Below are 21,736 nucleotides of genomic sequence, written 5' to 3'. Positions count from 1 at the left end.
GGAGGGGTGGGGCGTGGTGCGTGGTACGCGGCCATTTGTACTCACCGTGACCTTTGAATCCCCGGCGCAGCACCGCTTCGGCGTCCGTATACGTCCGGTGGCGACTGGGGCGGGACGGCACTCCCAAGGCTAGGACTAGACCAATACGATGCAGTCCAGTCCATGTTTGGACTGGAGAACAGCAATCGACATCAGCGGCCTGCTGGACAGGGAGATCTGTGGCTATGGGGAGTGCCGGACATAGGGAGCTCAACCAGCCGGTGGCGGTTGTCGGCATGGGGTGCCGGTTCCCGCAGGCCGAGGGGATCGACGGTTTCTGGTCCCTGCTCATGGACAACACCGATGCCGTGACGCCGGTCCCGGCCGACCGCTTCGACATCGAGGCGTACTACGAGGCCGAGCCCGGTACGCCGGGAAAGACGATGTCGCGCCACGGCGGCTTCCTGAAGGACGTCTTCGCCTTCGACGCCGGGTTCTTCGGCATCTCGCCCGCCGAGGCGAGATGCATGGACCCCCAGCAGCGCCTGCTGCTCCAGGTCGCCTGGGAAGCGCTGGAGGACGCGGGCATCCGCCCGTCAGCACTGGCGGGCAGCCGGTCCGGGGTCTTCGTCGGGCAGGCCACCGGTGAGTACGCCGACCTGCCGCAACCGCTCTCCAGACGCGGGATACACGACTCGGCGGGCCGTCGTCTCCGGGCCGTGACGGCCGGTCGGCTCTCCTACGCGCTGGACCTGCGCGGTCCCAGCGTCGTCATCGACACCGCATGCTCCTCCTCGCTGGTCGCCGTGCACGCCGCCCGGCAGAGCCTGCTCACCGGCGAGAGCGAACTGGCGATCGCGGCCGGGGTCAACATCATCCTGGCCCCCGACGACGCGGTGGCCTACTCCCAGGCCGGGATGCTCGCCGCCGACGGCCGGTGCAAGTTCGGCGACGCCTCCGGCGACGGCTTCGTCCGCAGCGAGGGCGTCGGCGTCGTGGTGCTCAAACGGCTCGCGGACGCACTGCGCGACGGGGACCACGTGCAGGCCCTGCTGCTGGGCAGTGCGGTCACCAACGACGGCCGCGCCAGCGGTTTCCTGCTGCGCCCGGCGGTGGCCGGCCAGGTGCAGATGCTCCGCGCGGCCTGCGACAGCGCCGGCATCTCCCCGGCGCGGCTGGACTATGTCGAGGCGCACGGCACGGGGACGGTGGCCGGGGACGAGGTGGAGCTGAGCGCCCTGGCCGAGGCGATGGGCGGGCAGAGGGGGGCGGACCGGCCGCTGTCGATCGGCTCGGTGAAGTCCAATATCGGGCATGCCGAGGCGGCGGCGGGGATCGCCGGACTGATCAAGGCGGTGCTGATGGCGAGGCACGGTCAGGTGCCCGCCTCACTGCACTACCGGACCGCCCACCGCCTGTTGGCCGAGGGCGAGCTGCCGCTGCGGGTGGCCACCGCGAACGGGCCGCTGTGTACCGGGGGGCCGACGGCGCTGCTGGGCGTCAGCTCGTTCGGACTGTCGGGGACCAACGCGCATGTGGTGGTGGGGGCGTACGAGCCGGCGGGGGCGGTCGCGGACGAGACTGCGGGGACGGTGGGCGACGGGCGGGAGGAACCGCAGTCCGCTCCGGTCGAGGCGGCGGTGCGACGGGCAGCCGACACGGCGCCGGTCGAGGCGGTGCAACGAGCGGTCGGCAGGCCGGAGTTGCTGGTGCTGTCGGCGCGGTCGCCCCGTGCGCTGCGGCACCTGGCGCGTGCCTACGCCGCGCACCTGGGCCCGAGTGGACCCGGGCGCTCGTACGCGCTGCGCGACCTGTGCGCTGGCGCCGCGCTGTACCGCGATGCGCACCCGTTCCGGTTGTGGGCGGTCGGGACGGAGCACGACGGTCTTGCGGCGGTCCTTCGGGCGCTGGCGAAGGGGGAGGAGACGCCTTACGGCGGGGTGGGGGCGGATCCGGCGGTGGACGGGGCGCCGACCGTGTTCGTCTTTCCCGGGCAGGGGTCCCAGTGGGCGGGGATGGGCCGTGAGCTGCTGGAGCAGTGGCCGGCCTTCCGGGCCGCGATGGCCGACTGCGACCGGGCGGTCCGTGCCGAGACCGGCTGCTCGCCGCTGGAGGTGCTGACCGCCGAGGGCAGCGGGCTCCCCTCCGGGGTGGCGGCGGTGCAGCCGGTGCTGTGGGCGATGGAGGTGGCGCTGGCCGAGGTCTGGCGCAGGCACGGGGTCGAACCGCAGGTCTGCCTCGGGCACAGCATGGGGGAGAGCGCTGCCGCCCGGGTCGCGGGGGCCCTGTCGGTGGCGGACGCGGCGGCGGTGATCTGCCGTCGCAGCGGGCTGATGGCGCGGCTGTCCGGACGGGGCGCCATGCTGCTGGTCGAACTGCCCGGGGACGAGGCGCAGTCGCTGGCCGCCCGCTTCGGCGACGGGGCCGGCCTCGCCGTCGAGAACTCGCCCTCGTCCAGCGTGCTGGCCGGTGACGGGCAGACCCTCGACGTCATCGCCGCCGAGCTGCGGGCCCGTGGCGTGTTCTGCCGCCCGGTGAAGGTGGACGTCGCCTCGCACTCACCCGGTATGGACCTGCTGCGGGACGACCTGCTCGCCGCGCTCGCGGACCTGCGGCCGGGTGCGGGGGAGGTGGAGCTGTTCTCCACGGTGCACGGGCGCCCGGTCCTGGGCGGCGAGCTGGACGCCGAGTACTGGGTGGACAACCTGCGCAGGCCGGTGCGGTACGCGGACGCGGTGGCCGCCCTGGCCCGGCGCGGCGAGCACGTCTTCCTGGAGATCAGTCCGCACCCGCTGCTGACGGCCGCGACCGAGGAGACCCTGGCGATGGCCGGAGCGGTACCCCGGGTGGTGCCGAGCCTGTACCGGGGGCAGTCGGAGACCCTGGCGATGGCCAGGGCGGCGGGTCGCCTGTTCACCCACGGCACCCGGATCGACTGGCGGCGCTGGTACGGCGAGGCCACCAGGCGCGCGCCGCTGCCGAGCTACACCTGGGACACCGAGCAGCACCGGGAGGAGCCCGCGCCGGACGAGCGGACGCTGTACCGGGCCGAGGAGCGGAGCCTGGTCCTGCCGCTGGGCCGGGTCGGCGGCACCGCTTTCCGAGGGAGTATGCCGCTGCCCGCTGCGGTGTACCTGCTGGCCGGGCTGAACCGTTTCTCCTTCGGCCCGACCGCCGGGGACCGGTGCGTCCTGGAGGACGTCCGCTTCGGCTCGGAGCTGGTCGAGGAGAGCTGGGCGGAGGGGCTGCGGGTGCGCTGGCGGCCGCTGGCGGCGGCCGGGCCCGAGGCATGGGAGACCACCGTCCATGCGGTTGGTCCCGGCGACAACGCCGTGTTCGGCCTGCACGCCCGGCTGCGTACGGTCAGGGACGGCTGTTTCGACGACCGGCCGTCGGCCGAGGTCGAGGACCGTCTGGACGGCGCGCTCACCCGCTGCACGGACTACCTCTCTGCGGACGCCTTCCTGACCGCCGCGCGGGCTCGCGGGTACGAGATCCCGCCCCATCTGCGGGCCGTCCGGCGGCTGTGGCGCGCCGAGGGCGAGGCGGTGGCCCGGATGTCCCGCCCTGCCGCCTGGGGCGCCGGTGAGGCGGCCGGGAAGGCCGCGCGGGCGGACAGCCGGCACGGTGTCGCCCGGCAGGGTGCGCTCTGGGAGGCCGCCCTCCAACCGCTGCTCGCCGTCTGGCCCAGGACCGGTGCCCCCGACGCGGAGCGGGCCACCTACCTGCCGACGGGGATCGGCCGGGTGAACCTGATCACGCCGGAACTGCCGGCGGACTACTGGAGCCTGGTCCGGTTCACCCCGGCCGACCCGGACGGCCCCGACCGTGCCGAGGTCACGCTGCTCGACCTGGACGGCGGCCTGCTGGCCGAGTTCTCCCGTATCACGCTGCACCGCCTCGCAGGCCGTCCGGCGGGAGCCGTGGCCGCCTTCAGCAGGTTCGTCCCGGCTGCGGAGCCCGGCCGGGTACCGCCGCAGTCCTCGGCTCCGCCGGATGCGGCAGGGAGATTGACGGCGACTCAGAGATCGATCCCGCGTGAGGCGTTGGAGCAGGATGCCGTGCTGACCCGGGCCGCCGCCGTGCTGGGGCTGCCGGTGGCGCGGATGGAGCGGCGCCGCTCGCTGCGTGAGCACGGTCTGGACTCGATCATGGCGGTGCAGCTGCGCCGCCGCCTGGAGCGGGAGTGCGGGCTGACGGTCTCGGCGGACCGGCTGCTGGGTCCCGAGACCTTGGCCCAGCTGTGTGCCGCCCTGATGTCCGGCGGCACCTCGGGAAAAAGATGTACTGCAGACCAAGAATGTCTTCTGGTATAACTTTCGGCCGGGGGGCTGTCAGCGGTCGGCCGGTAGCACCATCGAGGCACAGGGGGAGACGCAGCGGATGGACAGGCCGACCGCGACAGCGGCACCGGGGCGGCGCGAGCGCAACAAGCAGCGCATCAGGGAGCGCGTCTACCAGGCTGCTCTGGAGCTCTTCGCCGAGCAGGGGTATGACGCCACGTCGGTCGACGCGATCGCCGAGCGTGCCGATGTCGCGCGGGGGACGTTCTTCAACCACTTCCAGCGCAAGGAAGACCTCATCACCGAGTGGGGTGAACGGCGGCGTGCCCGGCTGAAGGCCGAGTTGGAGGGGGACGTGTACGCGGAGGGGGGCGAGTTCGAACTCCGGTTGCAGCGCTGCATGACGGTGCTCAGCCGGATCAACGAGGAGGAGCGGCACACCACGCCTGCCATGTTGCAGGCCTGGGTGCAGGCGGGCCAGCCGCTGCTGGAGGAGCCGTACGCCGCGCTCATCTTCGCCGAGATCGTCGAACGGGGGCGGACCGGAGGGGAGTTCGCCCCCGGCGTCGACCCGGTCCTGGTGGGGAACATCCTGCGGGACACCTACCTGGGTGCGCTCTACCGCTGGGCGCGGGCCGAGAACCGGCGGCCGTTGCAGGGTGAGCTGGAGCAGATGCTCGGCATCATCCTGAACGGCATCAGGAGGAGGCCGGAGGGGCCGGATACGGGCTCCTCCTGATGCCCGGCCGGGGCGGCCGCCGGGTGATCGGGCACCGAGGTGGCCGTGCGCCGGGGCGACTGCGTATCAAGGCGACTGCGTATCAAGGCGACTGCGTTTCAGGGTGAATGTTGCGACGCAGTGGTCTGTGCAACAAGCTGAACGCCGGGACCTGGATCGTCACCGTACACGGAGTGGGTTTCCGTTCGGGTCATGGTTGACCGTTTCCCCAACCCGGGGGAGAGCACACAATGAGGAATCCTCGACCTGGCGTGCTGATTCCCCGAAATACCTGTGTCCCCACCGTCATTCATTTCCGCAGCGGGCGGGCGGGGCCTCGGACAGTGCCGTCGCCGCCGCCCGCGCTCGCCTGTCAGGCCGGTAGTCGATCAGTTCGCCGAGTGGACCGTGGCGCTCTCGATCACCACGGGCTCGGCGGGAACGTCCCCGTGGCCGCCACGGTTGCCCGTCTTGACGCTCTTGATCGAGTCGACCACGTCCTGGCCCTCGACGACCTTGCCGAAGACGGTGTAGCCCCAGCCGCTCGCGGTCTTCCCCGAGAAGTTGAGGAAGTCGTTGTCCGAGACATTGATGAAGAACTGGGCCGTCGCCGAGTGCGGGTCGCTCGTCCGGGCCATCGCCACGGTGTAGGCGTCGTTCTTCAGCCCGTTGTCGGCCTCGTTCTGAACAGGCGCCTGGGTCGGCTTCTGCACCATCTGCTCGGTGAATCCGCCACCCTGGATCATAAAGCCGTTGATCACCCGGTGGAAGACGGTGCCGTCGTAGTGCCCGCTGCGGACGTACTTCAGGAAGTTCTCGACGGTCTTGGGGGCCTTGGCCTCGTCGAGTTCGAGAACGATGTTGCCGAAGTTGGTGCTCAGCTGGACCGTGGTCATGGTGCTCCCTTTTCGTGGTGTACAAGCCAGGGAACAGCTTGGCACGGGCCGGGCCGCATCTTGATAGATCCTCAGGAACGTGCCGCGCCGCCGGGTGGGCGCTCAACACAACGGCACATGGTGGGCGGCGTCCGCCCACCATGTGCCGGTCGGTCTCAGCGTGCGACGTCCTTGCGGGTCGCGGCCAGATAGCCGACCAGGGCGAGGATCGCGAGTGTCCAGCCCATGGTGACCGGTCCGAGCCCGAGGCCGAGGCCGCCCCGGGAGTGCGGCAGCGCCATCCAGTCCGCGAGGGAGGCACCGAGCGGCCGGGTCAGCACATACGCGGCCCAGAAGGCCGGAATGGCACCGAGTCCCATCCACCGGTGAGCCAGGGCGGGGACGGCGATCAGCACGGCGAACAGGACGGCCGAATCCAGGTAGCCCAGGTTCATGGTGACCGCGGTCAGGTCGCCGGCGGCGGTGCCGAGGGCGAAGGTGGCCAGCACCGTGGCCCAGTAGAACGCCTCCCGCCGCCGGGTGTGGATGCTGTGGATGGACAGCGTCCGCTCGGTCGCGTACCAGGCGCCGAAGATCGCTGCCAGTGCGAGCAGGAAGAACGGGGTGGACACCAGGTACGGCACGTTCAGCGCGACGTGCAGGACGTCGGCGGCCATCGTGCCGAACACGCTCACCATGACGATGGCGGTCCAGTAGATCCAGGCCACATAGCGGCGGACGCTGAACTGCACCGCCAGTGCCACCACCAGCCCCAGACCGCCGAGTGCGACGGCGATCATCGGGTCCATCACGTGGGCCAGGTAGTCCGAGGCGGTCTCACCCATCCCGGTGGTCAGCACCTTGATGATCCAGAAGAGCGCCGTCACCTCCGGCACCTTGCTCATCGCGTGCCGGACGGGGGCCTGCGGGCCGTTCTGCCGGAGTTGCGCTGTCGTCATGGGCGGCAGGATCGCACACGGTTTCTGAAGCCAACCTGAAGAAGCCCGAGGGCCCGGCCGGGACGGATGCCCGAAAGACGCTGTCCCGAAAAACGCTGTCCCGAAGAACGCTGTCACGAAGAGGAGAGCCGCGCCGTGGAGACACGCGTCGACGAGATCGCCGAAGGCATCTACCGGATCTCGACCTTTGTGGCCGAGATCGCGCCGCCCGCAGGCTTCACCTTCAACCAGTTCCTGATCGCGGCGGAGGAACCGCTGCTCTTCCACACGGGAATGCGACAGCTCTTCCCGGCCGTCTCCGCGGCGGTCGGCCGCGTAGTGCCGCTGGAGCGGCTGCGCTGGGTGGCCTTCGGACATATCGAGGCCGACGAGTGCGGAGCCATGAACGAGTTCCTCGCCGTGGCGCCGCACGCCGAGGCGGCCCACAACACCCTGGGGTGCCTGGTCTCCCTCAACGACCTGGCGGACCGCCCGCCTCGGCCGATGGACGACGGTGAGACCCTCGACCTGGACGGCAGGCGCGTGCGTCGACAGGTGCGCAACATCAACACCCCGCACGTGCCGCACAACTGGGAAGCCCGCGTGCTGTTCGAGGAGAACACCCGAACCCTCTTCTGCGGCGACCTGTTCACCCACCTCGGCAACGGACCGGCGGTCACGGACCGCGACCTTGTCGAACTCGCTCTGGATTCGGAGCAGGTGTTCCGGCAGACCTCGTGCCTCACCGCTGCGGTGGCAACGCCGCGCTCGCTCGCCGACCTCAAGCCCCAGACGCGCGCCGTCATGCACGGCTCTTCCTATCGGGGTGACGGAGCCCGGGCGCTGAGCGCCCTCGCGGACGGCCTCGAAGCGCGGTTCAGCCCCGAGGCCGAGTTCGCCGCCCGGCCGAGTGCGCTGGCCGGTCCGCTCCCCTGAGAGCAGGAGGACGGACCGGCCGTTCCGTCACCGCAGAACCGGCAGCACAGCGGCGTCCGTTCGCCCGGTCGCGGCCTCGATGAAGGCGATCGGATCGGCCACGGCGACCAGCAGCCCTCGGGTCGCCTCCAGCGCGGCGGTGGGCGGCGGAGGACCACCGACCGCGGCGATCAGGTCGAGCAGGTGCACCGTGGCCTCCATGACGGCGACCTCGCCAAGCGCTCCGAAGGTGACACTGCCAAGCATCGGGTGCGCGATCACGGCGTCGGCCGGTATGTCGGCGAGCGCGGAAAGGGCATTGGGCCCCTCCTCGGCGAAGCGGACGAGCAGCACCTCCGGGGGCACGGACTCGGCCACCTGTCGTGCCCGCTCCTCGACGGCCTCCGCCGAGACGTGGGCCACTCCGCCGGGCTGGTTGTAGACCCTGAGAATCTCCGCCCCACCGGTGATCGCGGCCGGCCCCTCCGTCAGGGCACCCCGCAACTGGCCGAACATCGCCGGATCGGGGGCCACATGGGCGAACAACGCATGTACCGACCACCCGGGCAGTCGCGTGGGACCGGCCCACTCATCGGGCCTCAGCTGCGCCCCGCGTTCCGCCCACGATCGCCACAGAGTCGCCAACAGGTCTGTGTTCGAGTCGTTCTGATGCTGCATCATCTATACCTCCTTCGCTCGGCGAGCCTACGCTCCGCCCGCCCACCGATGGCCTCGCTGTGCAACTGTGCAGCCGATCAGCTCTCCGCCGTGCCGAGTTCATGTGCCTGGCGCAGCCAGTCGGCGAACAGCCCGGGCTCTACGTGTTCGGGCTCTGCGCGTCCAGGCGGGAGGGCAGGCCGAAGAGTGGGAAGAGCGCAGCGGTGTCGAGGAAGGAGTTGAGCCCGACGATCCGACCGGCTGACACCTCGATCACCTGGAGTGCCCACGGCTCGTAGCCGCCGTCGGGGCTCGGTCGGTACTGGCCGAAGGCGGGGGTGCCGTTGGCCGCGGTCGTGATCAACTGTGAGCCACGGCATCCGCTGCCCGGACCGAGCATCCACTCGCGGATGTCGGCGTGCCCGCGTAGCCACAGCTCGTACGGCGGCATCGACAGCGTGGCGTCCTCGTGCAGCAGGCCGGCCAGTCCGTCCATGTCGTAACGCTCGAACGCCGCGACGTAGCGGGACAGCAGTGCCGCCTGCTCCTGGTCCATCGGCCGGAGTGGATCGGTGGCTGCTGCCTTGCGCGCCGCCAGCGTCGAACGGGCCCGCTGCAGTGCGCTGTTGGCCGAGGCCACCGTGGTGCCGAGCAGCTCGGCGACCTCGGTGGCCCGCCAGCCGAGCACCTCGCGGAGGATCAGTACCGCCCGCTGCTTCGGCGCCAACCGTTGCAGCGCCGAGACGAACGCCAGCCGCACCGACTCCCGCTGCATGGTCAGCTCTGCCGGATCCCCGGACTCCGTCACCACCCGCCCGTCGGGCACCGGGCCGATCCACGTTATCTCTGGGAGCTTCGCGAGGCTCGCCGTCGCCACCGTGGACGGGCTCGCCAGGTCCATCGGACGGGCCCGGTTCTTCCGGCCGTTCAGCACATCCAGGCACACGTTGGTCGCTATCCGATAGAGCCACGACCGCAGCGCTGCTCGGCCCTCGAAGCCCTGGTGGCCCCGCCATGCCCGGATCATCGTCTCCTGCACGGCATCCTCGGCCTCGAACGCCGATCCGAGCATGCGGTAGCAGTATCCGGTCAGTTCGGTGCGGAACCGCTCCAGCTGAAGCTCCAACGGTTCGTCGGTCGGGGCTGACGCACCGTCTGCCAGCTTGAGATCAGCCATCGAAGCCCCCACGTCGAGTCCATGTGCAGCGAAACCTACCGGACGTCTCCGACACAGCTGCGGGGCCAGGCGTGGGCGGCGGGAAGGCGGACTTCTTCGGTGAGGCAGCTGGTGGGGGACGCCTGCCGGATGGGGACCGATTCTTTCGATCAAGAAGGGTCGGCAGGAACTGCCGCCGGCCGCCGCTCGATCCCGGGAATCGTGCGGGGCTGCAGCAGGGCGTAGTACGCGAAGGGTGGGCCGATGAGCTTTCGCACGGCAAGCCCTGCGGAGTCGGCGTGGGCGATCAGGTGGGCGGGCCGGATCTGATGGCGGTCGAAGAACTCGCCGACCACCAGCCTGCCGCCGGGCTTCAGCACGCGACGCAGCTCGCTCAGTGTCTGCGTCGGTTCAGGTATTTCGCCGAGTGCAGTCACGAGATAGGCGGCGTCGAAACTGGCGTCGGAGTAGGGAAGTCGGTGCGCATCAGCCAGGGCGGGCACGATGTTCCCGATGCTCCGCTCGTCTGCGCGACGCATGACATGGTCGAGCATCGGCTGCTGGATATCGACGATGTCCAACCGCCCCTCGGAGCCCAGCTGCGGTGCGACATGGAGGGACTGCAGACCCGTGCCCGGCCCGATCTCCAGCAGCCGCTCGCCAGGACGCGGGCCGAGCATCACATCCAGTCGACGCAGTGTCAGGAAGGGGAGTGGAAGGTCCAGCAGTCGGTGTTGGGCGTACGGGTAGGGAGCGGTGTCGAATGCCCACCAGGCGGCCACGGCCGCTGCGACGGAACCACCGATGGCCGTGCGCCGAAGGGCTCTGCGGGAGGTGGGTGAGGTCGGGACATTGATCACGGTTACAGGTGCCTCTCTCCGAGGAAGTGTGTCTGATTGGGTGGTGGCCATGCGGCCGAGGCGCCCGTGCGGATGCTTCATAGGCGTAGCTTCTGGTCCGAGCGGCCGAGGCCGGGCTTCGAAGCTGCTTCAACGATCGCGGAGAGCGCGCCCAGTGTCGTTAACGCTGGCACCCGACTTTGTGGTGGCGCTAGCTACACCATGAGCAATGTCCTTGTGGGTCGCGCCGGTTACGGAGCGGCGAGCGCGGTCGCGCCAACTGCCGCTCCAGCGTGAGGGAAGCGTGGTTCGAGCCGGGGATAGGTGAGAAGGAAGCGGGGACGCTGAGGCTGGACTGGGCGGAGGTCGGGGTGAGTTCAGCTCCCGGGGTGAGGGGACGCCCGGACGGCGAGCGTCGCGCATACGGCCGCCAGGGGCAGCTCGGCGCAGACAGCCATGGCCACGGCTATCGTGAAGTCGGAGCCGGGGGCCGCAGTCATTGTGTCGAACCACGCGTCGACCACGAGTAGAGTCGAACTGACCATGGCTGCCAGGGCAGTTCGGCCGTTTCGCCGCCGGAGGAGCATGCCGGTCGAGAACAGGGCCAGGGCCTCCAGGGAGTCCAGCCCCGTCCATGTCCAGGCCCAGCGTGAGGCCACCGCGGTGGCAGGCAGGCCGGTGTGCAGGACGATGACCCACGGGACCATGGCCAGACCGAGAAGCGCCAGCGCGGTCGCTGTCCACCGGTGCAGGCCGGTGGACGGACCGCCCGCATCGACGGCGCCGCCCGAACCACCCGCATCAACGGCTCTGCCGGCCCCGGCAACGCAGATGCGCTGCTCGGGAGCGCTCGCCCGGCCGCGTTCCGCCTGCTCGGAAGCGAGCGTTGTCTGCTCTGCGATGGCCATGGCAGCTGACTCCTTCCCGCACTCGGATTTCGAGCACGTTCTTGAGCATGGCCCGCGAAGAGAGCGGAAACAGTAGCCCAGCTATCCGACTTGGGGGTGGTGCTAGCTTCACCATGCCGCCCGAGGTGGCTGTCCGGAACGGCTCAATCTGCCGACTGTCGAAGGCGGTTGTGAGCTGTGGCGCTGCTGTGATCCGCTGCGGGTGGGCCGTTGGATCGCGGTTGCGACTATTGCGGGGGCGGCCGACGCGACGCGTACGGGGCGGTGGGCATCATCTGCTGCCTGCGACGCCCAGCTGGGCGAGCAGCGTCTGGTTGTCCTCGATGCGCCTAGTCTTCGACGGCCTCCTGCTGCGCTCCGGCCCTCCGGTGCGCCGCTCTCTCGTCGCCCGCACCCGCACCCGCAACGCCGGCGACCCCTTGCGCCGCGAGCTTGATCCACGGGTGGTCGGCCGTCGGTGCACCGAGGTCACTGATGTCGTGCGCGGAGGCGCGATAGCCTCGTCCCTCCGCGAGACCGCCGACGAACCATGAAGCGGTGGACAGCAGTTGGGCGGCGATGGCGCCCCAGGTGAGCGCCCTTCGCATCCCGCTCATCCGCCGGCCCCCCTTGCCTTCGGTGCTGTCACCCGTGGCGGCCGCAAGCACTCGCCCGCGCGACCGTAGGCGCGGAGCGGGATGGTGCCGGCAGCGTCGCACCCAGACTGGTGATACGGTTGTATCAGATCCTGGAGGTGCTTGAGAAGTGTCCACCCGCGTCGATCACGAGCAGCGCCGTGCTCAAATCGCCGAGGCGCTCCTGCGGATCGCCGACACCCAGGGCCTGCAGGCGGCCAGCATGCGGGTCGTTGCCGCCGAGGCCGGTGTGTCGCTGCGTCTGGTGCAGTACTACTTCCATACCAAGGACGAGCTCCTCATGGACGCGCTCGCCCGCCTGAGCGCACAGCTCCAGGTCCGCATGCAGAAGTGGATCGCAGCTGCGGGCAGTCCGCCCAACCCACGCAGCATCGTCACCGCGATCCTCTCCAGCATCCTGCCCACAGATGCCGAAAGTCGGCGGATCACCCGTACCTACGCCGCCTACTACACCCTGGTCCTCAGCGAGCCGAGGCTCGCGGAACAGCACGGCACCACGTATCCGGACATGCTGGAATCCTTCCTGGCCAAGCAGATCCGGGCCGCCCGGCAGTCCGGAGACGTCAGTGCCGAGCGCGACCCCGAGCTGACCGCCGCCGGCCTGCTGGCCATGACCAACGGCCTCGGCTCCAGTGTCCTCGGTGGCCAGCGCAGCGGCGAGGCCGCGCTCGCGGTCCTCTCTCACCACCTCGACGAACTGTTCGGACCGGCCGCCGCCACCGACCTTTCCCCGCGGTGAGCCGAGCGCCGCAGAGTGTTGGACCTGTCACCCCAACCCTCCTGGCGTGAACCGAGGTTGTGCATGTTCGGTTCGCCCGAGGTCCATTGCCCTCTTCGTGATACGCCTGTACCGTCAGGGCCGGCTCCTTGTCGTACTGAACGGAAGGCTCCCGATGACGCGATTCCCGATACTCGTGGCGGCCGCACTGATCGCGGCTCTCGCCTCACCCGCGGTGCCGGCCCGGGCCGCGAGCCAGGACGTGGTGGTCGCCACGCACTCCGGTCCGGTGCGCGGCACAGCCCATGACGGCTACCAGAGCTTCCAGGGTGTTCCCTACGCCGCGCCGCCGGTCGGCGAGCTGCGCTGGCGCGATCCGCAGCCGGTGGCACCGTGGTCCGGGGTACGCGAGGCGGCCGTACCCGGCAACCCGTGCCCGCAGGGGCCGGCAGACCACCTCACCGGCAACGAGGACTGCCTCTACCTCAATGTGACCGCACCGGCCGGGGCCAAGCGGCGACCGGTGGTCGTCTGGTTGCACGGTGGCAGCTTCGATTCCGGGGCCGGAAGCGACTACGACCCGCACCGGATGGCGGTCACCGGTGACGTGGTGGTGGTGACCGTCAACTACCGGCTGGGCGTCTTCGGCTACTTCGGCTACCCCGGGCTGCCCGACTCGGGCACCTTCGGGCTGGCCGATCAGCAGGCCGCGCTGCGATGGGTACGGCGAAACGCGGCCGCCTTCGGAGGCGATCCCCGGAACGTGACACTGGCCGGGCAGTCCGCCGGCGGAATGAGCGTGTGCTCCCAGCTGACCTCGCCCTCGGCGGCAGGCCTGTTCGACAAGGCGCTGATCCAGAGCGGTTCCTGCCTCATCGACTACCCGAAGAACCTGTTCTGGCCGGGTATGCCGGCCGGTTCGCCCTGGACCAGCCGGACCGCGACAGAGGCCACCGGCAGCGGGTTCGCCGCCCGGGTGGGCTGCGGCACGCTCGAGTGCCTGCGGCACAAGTCCACCGCCGACCTGTCCGCGATAAGCACCGGCATGTTCACCAAGCCCGCCTACGACACCCCTCTTCTCCCGATCGAACCGGGGTCGGCGCTACGCGAAGGCCGGTTCCAGCGCGTTCCGGTTCTCGAAGGCGGCAACCGCGACGAGCACCGGGGATGGGCGGCAGCCCTGAACGCGCACGAGCCGATCACCCCGCAGCGCTACCGGCAACTGCTCACCGACAGCTTCGGCAGCCAGGCAGACCTGGTCGCCGAACGGTATCCGCTCAGCGACTACCCGTCACCCGTGCTGGCCTGGGCTGCCGTCGCCACGGACCGCATCTGGTCCTGCCCCACCCTGACCGGTGACCGCCTGCTGGCCCGGCGCACCCCGCTCTATGCCTACGAATTCGCCGACCGTGACGCACCCGCTCCGCTCGGGCTTCCGCCCGGATTTCGCTACGGCGCCTACCACGGCTCGGAGTTGCCCTACCTGTTCGATGTCACCAACTGGCCGGCGAAGCTCACCCCGGACCAGCAGCTCCTCTCCGACCGGATGATCCGCTCCTGGGCGGCTTTCGCGAGTACCGGCCGGCCCTGGCCTCGGTTCCGGGACGCCGGCGCGGTGGCCCTCAGGCCCGGCGGCGTCCAGTCCGTCGACCTCGCCAAGGAGCACAACTGCGACTTCTGGTCCCAGCTGCCCTGACGAACATCACCCGGTGCACGCCAACCCCGGCGGCGGTGCCCTGGGTTTGGAGGCCGGGCAACTGCGGCCGACTCGCCCCTGGACGTCCGCACACGGCGTAGCCTTCGGGGCATGGCAGAGAGCAAGGCCCGAAAGGTCGCGGCAGTGAAGGCGGTCGCGAAGCCGAGGAAGCCGGAGTCGCACCTGGCGATGGTGCGGCGTGCCCGCAGGATCAACCGGGCGCTGGCGGAGCTGTACCCGTACGCACACCCGGAGTTGGACTTCGAGAACCCGTTTGAACTGCTGGTGGCAGTGGTGCTGTCGGCACAGACGACGGACCTGCGGGTGAACCAGACGACACCGGCGTTGTTCGCGAAGTACCCGACTCCGGAGGACATGGCGATGGCCGTGCCGGAGGAACTGGAAGAGATCATCCGGCCGACGGGGTTCTTCCGGAACAAGGCGAAGGCGCTGATCGGCCTCTCGGCAGCCATCCGTGACCGTTATGACGGCGAGGTCCCCGGGCGGCTGGACGATCTGGTCTCGTTGCCCGGCGTCGGTCGGAAGACCGCCAATGTCGTGCTCGGCAACGCGTTCGGCGTGCCGGGTATCACCGTGGACACCCACTTCGGGCGGCTGGCCCGGCGGTTCGGCTGGACGACCGAGGAGGACCCGGAGAAGGTCGAGGCGGCGGTGGCCGAGATCTTCCCCAAGTCCGAGTGGACGATGCTCTCGCACCGCGTGGTCTTCCACGGCCGCCGGATCTGCCACTCCCGCAAGCCTGCCTGCGGCGCCTGCCCGATCGCCCCGCTCTGCCCCTCGTACGGGGAAGGGGAGACCGATCCCGAGAAGGCACAGAAGCTGCTGAAGTACGAGATGGGTGGCCAGCCCGGGCAGCGGCTCAGGCCGCCGGCCGACTACCCGGGCCAGGCCGCCGGCGCGGCGAACGGGATCGGCGCGGCAGTGGGCGTGGAGACGATCGGGGGTAACGAGTGACGGGCGCGGTCGAGCGGGACGGGATGCCGGAGTGGCTGCTGCCGGTACGGGCGGCAGCCGAGAGGCTGCGGCCGGAGCAGATCAGCAGGTTCCTGCCGCCACCCGAGGGTGGTCGGCGCTCTGCGGTACTGATGCTCTTCGGGGAGGGCCCTTCGGGGCCCGACCTGCTGCTGATCGAGCGGGCTCGTTCGCTGCGCTCGCACGCCGGGCAGCCCTCGTTCCCCGGCGGCGCGCTGGACCCGGAGGACGGTGACCCGGACGGCGTCGGGCCGGTGGCCGCCGCGCTGCGCGAGGCCGAGGAGGAGACGGGTCTTGACCCCTCGGGTGTGCAGGTCTTCGCGACGCTGCCCGCGCTCTACATCCCGGTCAGCGCCTTTGTGGTGACCCCGGTGCTCGGGTGGTGGCGCCGGGAGACGCCGGTGGGTCCGGTGGATCCGGCGGAGACCGGTGCGGTGTTCCGGGTGCCGATCGCCGAACTGGCCGATCCGGCGAACCGGGCCCGGCTGGCGCATCCCTCGGGTCACCTCGGTCCGGCCTTCGAAGTGGCGGGGCGGCTGGTCTGGGGTTTCACCGCCGGGGTGATCGACCGCGTGCTGCACTACAGCGGACTGGAGCGCCCGTGGGACACCACCCGTACCCTCACCCTGTCCGAGGAAGCCGCCGGTCTCGCTCTCCGCAGCGCCGCTCGCCCGCGCAGCTGACGGACACGAGCAGAACAGGGCAGACGATAACGAGCGCAGGCCCTGGTTTGTCCGCCGCCGCACGCACAATGCAGTCAGGCCGACCGTGAGGACCGTGAAGACCAGGCAGCCCAGGCGGACCGGGCCGACCGGACAGACCGGACAGACCGGACCAATCGTGAGGACCGGGCCGACCGTCACCACCGGTCCGGCCGGGGCCGCCGCCCCCCGGGTGGGTGCACGTGGGAGGGTATCGGGGTGAATGTCCTGGATCTGCTGCTGATCGCCGCCGCACTCGGCTTCGCCGTGTCGGGATACCGGCAGGGCTTTGTGGTTGGTGTGCTGTCCGTCCTGGGCTTCCTGGGGGGTGGTCTGATCGCGGTCCAGCTGCTGCCCCTGCTGCTCAGGCACCTCAGCCCGGGGACCACGGCCTCGGTGGTGGCGGTGGTCGTGGTGATCGTCTTCGCGGCGGTCGGCCAGGCGGTGACCACGCACTTCGGCTGGAAGCTGCGTGGCCACATCGGCCGCCGCCAGGCCAGGGCGGTGGACGCGATCGGCGGCTCGGTGGTCAATGTGATCTCGATGCTGCTGGTCGCCTGGCTGATCGGCTCCGCGCTGGCCGGTACCTCGCTGCCCACCATCTCCAAGCAGGTGCGCACCTCCAGGGTGCTCAGCGGGGTGCAGAGCACGCTGCCCGCCGACGCGCCGAACTGGTTCTCCGACTTCACCAAGGTGCTGGCGCGCAACGGCTTCCCGCAGGTCTTCAACCCCTTCGAGCACGAGCCGATCACCGAGGTCGAGGCACCCGATCCGGCGCTGGCGGGCAGCCCGGCGGTGGCGATGGCCAGGCAGAGCCTGGTCAAGGTGGTCGGTACGGCGACTGCCTGTGGCAAGACCTTGGAGGGCAGCGGATTCGTCTTCGCCCCCCACCGGGTCATGACCAACGCCCACGTGGTCGGGGGTGTCAACGAGCCGACCGTGCAGGTCGGTGGCACCGGTCAGCTGTACGACGCCACGGTGGTCCGCTACGACTGGCAGCGCGACATCGCCATCCTCGACGTGCCCAGGCTGAACGCCCCCGCACTGGCCTTCGCCGGAGACGCCAGGTCCAACGACAGCGCCATCGTCGCGGGCTTCCCGGAGAACGGCGCCTTCAACGTCCAGCCCGCCCGTATCCGCGGCCGTATCGACGCCAACGGCCCGGACATCTACCACCGGGGCCAGGTGGTCCGCGACGTCTACTCGGTCCGCTCCCTGGTCCGCCAGGGCAACAGCGGCGGTCCGCTGCTCAGCCCGGACGGTCATGTGTACGGGGTGGTCTTCGCCAAGTCCCTGGACAGTCCGGACACGGGCTACGTGCTGACCGCCGACGAGGTCCGCCAGGACGCCGTGCTCGGCAGCCAGGCCACCGGTCGAGTGGACACCGAGGGCTGCGCCCTCTGACCTGCCGCGCCATCTGACGGGCCGTCGGCGCCCGAATCCGGCGGTGTGTCAGTTCCTCCTGATAGCGTCGGCCGCGCTCACCCGTTCGGCTCAACCGAGCAGCACCGGAACGGGTCCGACGGGAGGTCGTAGAACGTCATGATGGGTCACTCGCACGCGGTCAGCGGCGCAATGCTGTACGCGGTCTCCGCGCCGTTCCTGCCCCCGCTGCTGCTGGGCACCCATCTGAAGCCGGCGGACATCCTGATGGGTACGGTGCTCGCCGCCGGCGCCGCGCTGCTGCCGGATCTGGACCACCACGACGGCACCATCGCCAACTTCATGGGCCCGCTCTCCAAGGCGCTCTGCCGATTCGTCGCCTGGGCCTCCGGCGGCCACCGCCACGCCACACACTCGCTGCTCTTCGTCGCGCTGATGGGTGGCGGCACCTGGGCGGGTGTGACGTTCGGCGGGCGCTGGTTCACCGTCGGCATGACGTTCTTCCTGCTGGCCATGGCGCTGAAGGCGCTCAACGCGCACGTGCCGGGCCATGGCCACCACACCTGGCTCACGGTGGTGGGGCTGGCCGGGCTGGGCACCGTGGTGCTCGACCGCTACCTGCCGGACGCGCCGGGCTGGCTGCCGTACGCGGTGGCACTCGGCACGCTGGCGCACCTGCTGGGCGACTGCCTCACCAAGATGGGTGCGCCGCTACTCTGGCCGCACAAGGAGCGCTACGAGATCGTCCTCATCAAGCGCACGGGCAACAAGATGGAGACCAACATCCTGGTCCCGATCATGAGCGCGGTGACGTTTGTGATGTTGGGCTTCGCCTTCCTGGGGCCCACCGTCGTCAACTGACCGGATCAACGAGGTCCGGCAGACGGTACTCGGGGCGCTCGGCTCAACCCTCGCGCCTCAGGCGTGCGCTCACCCAACGGGCGCGCCGCCCAAGAATGCGCGGGATGCCCAGCCGATGCGCCCCTGAGCGCCGGGGCCGCCCGGTGCCGTCGTACGGCCAGTCGGGCTGCTGAACGAGGTGCTGCGAGCTGCTGCGGCGGCGTTGGCGCGGGGCAGCATCGCGGTCGGGCATCCAGGTCATACCGGATGGATGCCCGTGGGTCGAGGGAGGTAATCGTGCCGGGCGATCCATTTGTCCTATGCGATTGTCATATGATCCATCGTTACTAAATCGGCGCCCGGCCGCTCGGTACCTGACGGACCGGCGGCCGGTAACCGGTGGGGCCCTGCGTTACCCCTGTGGCGTTACGCCTTGTGCTCCCGCACCCAGCTGATCAGCTCCGCCGAGAACTGCTCCGGCGCCTCCTCGTGCGGGAAGTGCCCGACGCCGGGCAGCAGCCGCCACCGGTACGGCGCAGAGACGTACTCGCCCGCGCCGAGCGCCGTGTGCGAGAGCACGACCGGATCGGCCGCACCCTGGATGTGCAGGGTCGGCGCGGTGATCGGCTTCTTCATCCGCCGGGCGAACTGGATCCCGTCGGGCCGGGCCATCGAGCGCAGCAGCCAGCGGTACGGCTCGATCGAGCAGTGCGCGGTGCTGGGGATCTGGATCGCCTGTCGGTACGCCGCGAGGGCCTCGGGCGGCAGTTGGTTGGGGCCGGTCCAGGCGTTCAGGTACTCGGCGATCTGCGCCGCGTCGTCCGCGACCAGTCGGCGTTCCGGTATCCATGGCCGCTGGAAGCCCAGGACGTGGTCGAAGGCGGCCATCTGCCGACGGTCGGTCAGCAGGGCGCGGCGCAGCTGGCGCGGGTGTGCGGCGGAGACCACGGTCAGGCTCTGGATCACCGAGGGCCGCATCACGGCCGCGACCCAGGCCAGCGAACCGCCACTGCCATGGCCGACCAGGTGGGCCCGCCGCTCGCCGAGCGAACGGATCACGCCGGTGATGTCCAGGGCCAGGTTGCCGGGGTCGTAGCCGCGCGGGGTGCGGTCGCTGCCACCCATACCGCGCAGGTCGAGGGCGACGGCCCGGAAGCCGGCCTCGGCGAGTGCGGTGAGCTGGTGCCGCCAGGCCCACCAGTACTCGGGCCAGCCGTGCACCAGCAGGACCAGCGGGCCCTCGCCCGCCTCCGCGATGTGGAAGCGGGCGCCGTTGGCCGCCAGATCGCGGTGCGTCCACGGGCCGTCCGAGCGGACGGTCCAGGCGGTCTCGGCGGGCCTGGGGTCGGCGGCCGGAGCGGGCACGGGCTTCTGGTCCAACGGCATACCGAGAGCCTGTCATACCTCGGCCGAGAACACGTCCCCGGCACTCGTCCGGCCGGTGAACGCCCTGCCGCACACCGGTGCCGCCGTACATCGGCAGCGGCGCACATCGGCGCCGCCGCGCACTGACGCCGCCGCCCGCCGGCTCCCGGTTACTGCGGGATGCGGCCCAGGGCGCGGTCGATCTCCTCCTTGGTGGCCGGGCGCGGTCGGGCGTTCTTCAGCACGTCCGCCGTCGCCTGGGCGCCCTCGATGGTGCGGTGCGGCTTCTCGATCTTCTTGAACGAGCGCAGGGCCAGCAGCCCGAGCACCGCGGCCAGCAGCAGGTACGCACCGGCCACGATCAGGAACGACCAGCCAAGGGTCAGGCCCAGGGCCTGGAGCCCGTACGCGGCGGCGAAGCTCAGCATCGGGATAGCGGCCAGTGCCACGACACCCGCGACTGCCAGTGAGACGCCACCGGAGACCCCACGCTTGACGTCCTGTCGGATCTCCGCCTTGGCGAGCGCGATCTCGTCGTGCACCAGGGCGGACAGGTCGGCGGTGGCCGCCGCGAACAGCTGGCCCACCGAACGCTCGCCCTCGTAGGGCACCCGGCCGTTGCTGGACGGGTCTGCGGCTCCTGCGGGCATCAGCGGTTCTCCTTCGACACGGCTTCCGTTTGCTCGACAGCTCAGAATCATGCCCCTACCGGTCAGTCAGGCACCACTCCGGGGGCTCCGCCGGGCGACGTGTCATGGCAGCGCCCACCTGACACGCCGTCCTCTCAGGCCCGCTGCCGGTACACGTCCGGGCCCTGACCGTCGAGAGGGCCGTCGCCGTCCGAGTCGCGGTCCTCGTCCTCGCACAGCTGCCGGTAGTGGCGATTGCGCAGCTTCAGCAGCACGGTGGCGACCAGCGCGCAGAGCAGCGAGCCGACCAGCACGGCGGCCTTGGCCCGGTCGGCGAGGGCCGGGTCATCGGGGAAGGCCAGCTCGCTGATCAGCAGTGAGACGGTGAACCCGATGCCCGCCAGGGTGGACACCGCGAACAGGTCGGCCCACTTGAGCTGCGGGTTGAGCTCGGCCCGGGTGAACCGGGCGGCCATCCAGGTGCCGCCGAAGATGCCGACCGTCTTGCCGACCAGCAGGCCGAGGATGATGCCGAGCGGCGTCGCCTGGGTGAAGACCTCCTTCAGCGCCGGGCCCGAGATCGTCACCCCCGCCGCGAACAACGCGAAGACCGGCACCGCGACGCCCGCCGAGAGCGGGCGCACCAGGTGCTCGATGTGCTCGCCGGGGGAGTGTTTCTCGTCGCCCTCGGTGTGGCAGCGCAGCACCAGGCTCATGGCCACACCGGCCACGGTGGCGTGGATGCCGCTCTCGTGCATCAGCGCCCAGATCACCAGGGCCAGCGGCACGTACAGGTGCCAGCCCCGTACGCCGTGCCGGTGCAGGAACCAGAACAGCACCAGACCGGCGAAGGAGAGACCGAGCGCCCAGAACTTGATGCCCGAGCTGTAGAAGATCGCGATGATCAGGATGGCGATCAGGTCGTCCACGACCGCCAGGGTGAGCAGGAACGCCCGCAGTGCGGAGGGCAGGTGACTGCCCACCACGGCGAGTACGCCGAGCGCGAAGGCGATGTCGGTCGCCGTCGGGATGGCCCAGCCGGAAGGGTGGCCGCCCGCGCCGCTGTTGGCGAGGGCGAAAACGATCGCGGGCAGCGCGACGCCGCAGACCGCGGCGACCACCGGGAGCATTGCCGCGCTCGGCGTGCGCAGCTCACCGGCCACGAACTCGCGTTTGAGTTCGATACCGGCCACGAAGAAGAAGATGGTCAGCAGACCGTCCTTGGCCCAGGCTTCAAGACTCAGATCGAGGTGGAGCGGGACCGAGGGCCCTATATTCCAGTCGAGGACACTCGCGTAGGCATGTGGCCAGGCGTTGGCCCAGATGAGTGCGACCACGGCCGCGATCAGCAGGAGGATGCCGCCCACGGTCTCGGTGCGCAGCGCGTCGGTGATGTATCTGCGCTCGGGGAGCGAGAGCCGGTCGAGGAACTGGCGGCGATCGGTGGACGGCGGAGTGGCCACGAGGGGACCTCCAAGGCGGGGGCGGCAGATGGATGCACCTGTGGT

General features: G+C 70.4%; 19 protein-coding genes. 9 read left to right on the top strand and 10 right to left on the bottom strand.

Translation table 11 applies throughout. From position 1 onward, the window contains the following. Positions 1-224 precede the first annotated feature (224 nt). Together P3T39_RS07620 and P3T39_RS07615 are read left to right on the top strand one after the other, a co-directional pair. Positions 225-4,295, top strand: coding sequence for a beta-ketoacyl synthase N-terminal-like domain-containing protein (locus P3T39_RS07620; RefSeq protein ID WP_280696630.1), 4,071 nt, complete (start codon positions 225-227; stop codon positions 4,293-4,295). Between the two features lie 67 nt (positions 4,296-4,362). Then, a complete protein-coding gene (locus tag P3T39_RS07615) occupies positions 4,363-5,001 on the top strand; it encodes a TetR/AcrR family transcriptional regulator (RefSeq protein WP_280696580.1) in 639 nt (212 codons plus the stop codon). Between the two features lie 368 nt (positions 5,002-5,369). Here P3T39_RS07615 and P3T39_RS07610 read toward each other — a convergent pair whose 3' ends face one another. Together P3T39_RS07610 and P3T39_RS07605 are read right to left on the bottom strand one after the other, a co-directional pair. Beyond that, the gene (locus tag P3T39_RS07610) at positions 5,370-5,876 is read right to left on the bottom strand and encodes a peptidylprolyl isomerase (protein ID WP_280696579.1); all 507 of its coding nucleotides are present in this window, start codon (positions 5,874-5,876) and stop codon (positions 5,370-5,372) included. 155 nt (positions 5,877-6,031) lie between these two features. After that, the gene (locus P3T39_RS07605) at positions 6,032-6,814 is read right to left on the bottom strand and encodes a hypothetical protein (protein ID WP_280696578.1); all 783 of its coding nucleotides are present in this window, start codon (positions 6,812-6,814) and stop codon (positions 6,032-6,034) included. A 135-nt stretch (positions 6,815-6,949) separates the two neighbouring features. On the opposite strand from P3T39_RS07605, the gene P3T39_RS07600 reads away from it, so the two are divergent. Continuing rightward, a complete protein-coding gene (locus P3T39_RS07600; RefSeq protein WP_280696577.1) occupies positions 6,950-7,729 on the top strand; it encodes an MBL fold metallo-hydrolase in 780 nt (259 codons plus the stop codon). Between the two features lie 27 nt (positions 7,730-7,756). Here P3T39_RS07600 and P3T39_RS07595 read toward each other — a convergent pair whose 3' ends face one another. The 5 genes from P3T39_RS07595 to P3T39_RS07575 form a co-directional block, all read right to left on the bottom strand. Further along, positions 7,757-8,386, bottom strand: coding sequence for a maleylpyruvate isomerase N-terminal domain-containing protein (locus P3T39_RS07595; RefSeq protein ID WP_280696629.1), 630 nt, complete (start codon positions 8,384-8,386; stop codon positions 7,757-7,759). A 139-nt stretch (positions 8,387-8,525) separates the two neighbouring features. After that, entirely contained in the window at positions 8,526-9,542 is a 1,017-nt protein-coding gene (locus tag P3T39_RS07590; protein ID WP_280696576.1) for a sigma-70 family RNA polymerase sigma factor, read from the bottom strand. 149 nt (positions 9,543-9,691) lie between these two features. Then, positions 9,692-10,201 (bottom strand): methyltransferase domain-containing protein, encoded by a 510-nt coding sequence (locus P3T39_RS07585; protein WP_280696575.1) that lies wholly within the window; start codon positions 10,199-10,201, stop codon positions 9,692-9,694. Positions 10,202-10,737: 536 nt separating this feature from the next. Further along, positions 10,738-11,268, bottom strand: coding sequence for a hypothetical protein (locus tag P3T39_RS07580; protein ID WP_280696574.1), 531 nt, complete (start codon positions 11,266-11,268; stop codon positions 10,738-10,740). A gap of 329 nt (positions 11,269-11,597) precedes the next feature. Next, entirely contained in the window at positions 11,598-11,864 is a 267-nt protein-coding gene (locus P3T39_RS07575) for a hypothetical protein (protein WP_280696573.1), read from the bottom strand. 148 nt (positions 11,865-12,012) lie between these two features. Here P3T39_RS07575 and P3T39_RS07570 point away from each other — a divergent pair, with 148 nt between their 5' ends. The 6 genes from P3T39_RS07570 (at position 12,013) to P3T39_RS07545 (ending at position 18,255) form a co-directional block, all read left to right on the top strand. After that, on the top strand, positions 12,013-12,642 hold the full coding sequence (locus P3T39_RS07570) for a TetR family transcriptional regulator C-terminal domain-containing protein (RefSeq protein ID WP_280696572.1): 630 nt from the start codon (positions 12,013-12,015) through the stop codon (positions 12,640-12,642). Positions 12,643-12,796: 154 nt separating this feature from the next. Then, a complete protein-coding gene (locus tag P3T39_RS07565; protein WP_280696571.1) occupies positions 12,797-14,317 on the top strand; it encodes a carboxylesterase family protein in 1,521 nt (506 codons plus the stop codon). A 111-nt stretch (positions 14,318-14,428) separates the two neighbouring features. Continuing rightward, positions 14,429-15,292, top strand: coding sequence for an endonuclease III (gene nth, locus P3T39_RS07560; RefSeq protein ID WP_280696570.1), 864 nt, complete (start codon positions 14,429-14,431; stop codon positions 15,290-15,292). Between the two features lie 23 nt (positions 15,293-15,315). Then, the gene (locus P3T39_RS07555; protein ID WP_280696628.1) at positions 15,316-15,993 is read left to right on the top strand and encodes a CoA pyrophosphatase; all 678 of its coding nucleotides are present in this window, start codon (positions 15,316-15,318) and stop codon (positions 15,991-15,993) included. A gap of 237 nt (positions 15,994-16,230) precedes the next feature. Continuing rightward, positions 16,231-17,415 (top strand): MarP family serine protease, encoded by a 1,185-nt coding sequence (locus P3T39_RS07550; RefSeq protein ID WP_280696569.1) that lies wholly within the window; start codon positions 16,231-16,233, stop codon positions 17,413-17,415. Between the two features lie 141 nt (positions 17,416-17,556). Next, entirely contained in the window at positions 17,557-18,255 is a 699-nt protein-coding gene (locus P3T39_RS07545; RefSeq protein WP_280696568.1) for a metal-dependent hydrolase, read from the top strand. A gap of 405 nt (positions 18,256-18,660) precedes the next feature. On the opposite strand, the gene P3T39_RS07540 is transcribed toward P3T39_RS07545, so the two are convergent. From P3T39_RS07540 to nhaA, 3 genes are all read right to left on the bottom strand, one after another. After that, positions 18,661-19,620 (bottom strand): alpha/beta hydrolase, encoded by a 960-nt coding sequence (locus P3T39_RS07540; protein ID WP_280696567.1) that lies wholly within the window; start codon positions 19,618-19,620, stop codon positions 18,661-18,663. Positions 19,621-19,769: 149 nt separating this feature from the next. After that, positions 19,770-20,249: a phage holin family protein gene (locus P3T39_RS07535; RefSeq protein WP_280696566.1), complete on the bottom strand. Its 480-nt coding sequence runs from the start codon at positions 20,247-20,249 to the stop codon at positions 19,770-19,772. Positions 20,250-20,383: 134 nt separating this feature from the next. Then, on the bottom strand, positions 20,384-21,691 hold the full coding sequence (gene nhaA, locus P3T39_RS07530) for a Na+/H+ antiporter NhaA (protein ID WP_280696565.1): 1,308 nt from the start codon (positions 21,689-21,691) through the stop codon (positions 20,384-20,386). Positions 21,692-21,736 lie beyond the last annotated feature (45 nt).

The sequence above is a fragment of the Kitasatospora sp. GP82 genome (assembly GCF_029892105.1).
Taxonomy (GTDB): domain Bacteria; phylum Actinomycetota; class Actinomycetes; order Streptomycetales; family Streptomycetaceae; genus Kitasatospora.
This window is presented reverse-complemented; position numbering and strand designations above follow the sequence as displayed.

Excerpts from the sequence above, each read along its gene's own strand:
- P3T39_RS07620 (WP_280696630.1), top strand. The coding sequence starts at position 225 with ATGGGGAGTGCCGGACATAGGGAGCTCAACCAGCCGGTGGCGGTTGTC.
- P3T39_RS07615 (WP_280696580.1), top strand. The coding sequence starts at position 4,363 with ATGGACAGGCCGACCGCGACAGCGGCACCGGGGCGGCGCGAGCGCAAC.
- P3T39_RS07610 (WP_280696579.1), bottom strand. The coding sequence starts at position 5,876 with ATGACCACGGTCCAGCTGAGCACCAACTTCGGCAACATCGTTCTCGAA.
- P3T39_RS07605 (WP_280696578.1), bottom strand. The coding sequence starts at position 6,814 with ATGACGACAGCGCAACTCCGGCAGAACGGCCCGCAGGCCCCCGTCCGG.
- P3T39_RS07595 (WP_280696629.1), bottom strand. The coding sequence starts at position 8,386 with ATGCAGCATCAGAACGACTCGAACACAGACCTGTTGGCGACTCTGTGG.
- P3T39_RS07590 (WP_280696576.1), bottom strand. The coding sequence starts at position 9,542 with ATGGCTGATCTCAAGCTGGCAGACGGTGCGTCAGCCCCGACCGACGAA.
- P3T39_RS07585 (WP_280696575.1), bottom strand. The coding sequence starts at position 10,201 with ATGCTCGGCCCGCGTCCTGGCGAGCGGCTGCTGGAGATCGGGCCGGGC.
- P3T39_RS07580 (WP_280696574.1), bottom strand. The coding sequence starts at position 11,268 with ATGGCCATCGCAGAGCAGACAACGCTCGCTTCCGAGCAGGCGGAACGC.
- P3T39_RS07575 (WP_280696573.1), bottom strand. The coding sequence starts at position 11,864 with ATGAGCGGGATGCGAAGGGCGCTCACCTGGGGCGCCATCGCCGCCCAA.
- P3T39_RS07565 (WP_280696571.1), top strand. The coding sequence starts at position 12,797 with ATGACGCGATTCCCGATACTCGTGGCGGCCGCACTGATCGCGGCTCTC.
- nth (WP_280696570.1), top strand. The coding sequence starts at position 14,429 with ATGGCAGAGAGCAAGGCCCGAAAGGTCGCGGCAGTGAAGGCGGTCGCG.
- P3T39_RS07555 (WP_280696628.1), top strand. The coding sequence starts at position 15,316 with ATGCCGGAGTGGCTGCTGCCGGTACGGGCGGCAGCCGAGAGGCTGCGG.
- P3T39_RS07545 (WP_280696568.1), top strand. The coding sequence starts at position 17,557 with ATGGGTCACTCGCACGCGGTCAGCGGCGCAATGCTGTACGCGGTCTCC.
- P3T39_RS07540 (WP_280696567.1), bottom strand. The coding sequence starts at position 19,620 with ATGCCGTTGGACCAGAAGCCCGTGCCCGCTCCGGCCGCCGACCCCAGG.
- P3T39_RS07535 (WP_280696566.1), bottom strand. The coding sequence starts at position 20,249 with ATGCCCGCAGGAGCCGCAGACCCGTCCAGCAACGGCCGGGTGCCCTAC.